1 pseudogene is annotated in these 713 nt (G+C 68.7%); it reads left to right on the top strand.

Annotated elements, in window-relative coordinates:
• A pseudogene (locus ACYVGD_RS01575) lies at positions 1 to 713 on the top strand (IS3 family transposase); the annotation flags it as partial.

Here is a 713-nt window from a genome sequence, read left to right as displayed (position 1 = left end):
GTAGGAAGCGTCACACTCCGGAGCAGGTCGTCCGTAAGCTCGGGCAGGCCGACAGGATGCTCGCCGACGGGCAGGATGTCGCGGCGGTGTGCCGAGAGCTCGGGGTGTCCGAGCAGACGTACTACCGGTGGCGGAACCAGTACGGCGGCCTCAAGGCCGACGACGCGAAGCGCCTCAAGGAGCTCGAGAAGCAGAACGCCACGTTGAAGCGTCTGCTCGCCGAAGCGGAGCTGGAGAAGGCCGCGCTCAAGGAGCTGGCTGAGGGAAACTTCTAGGCCCGGGCAGGCGCCGTGCCGCCGTCGCGCACCTGATCAGGACACTGCAGGTGAGCGAGCGGATGGCGTGCCGTCTGGTCGGGCTGAGCCGCTCCGCGTACCGGCGACCGCTCAACGCCGACACGGTCGCGGACCCGGATCGGGCGCTGCGGGAGTGGCTGCGCGCCTGGGCGAAGGACCATCCCCGCTACGGGTATCGGCGGGCGTATCACGATGCGCGCGCCGAGGGGTGGGTGGTGAACCACAAGAAGGTCCAACGCCTGTGGCGTGACGAGGGGCTTCGTGTCCCGCAGCGGCGTCGACGCAAGCGCGTCGGATCTTCGACCGTCGACGCGCCGACGGCGGACGCGCCGAACGTGGTGTGGGCGGTGGACTTCCAGTTCGACGCCGACGAGCACGGACGACCGATCAAGATCTGCTCGATCATCGACGAGCACA

The sequence above is a fragment of the Mariniluteicoccus endophyticus genome (assembly GCF_054780035.1).
Note: the sequence above shows the minus strand (reverse complement) of the source record. Positions and strands in the feature narration are given on the sequence as shown.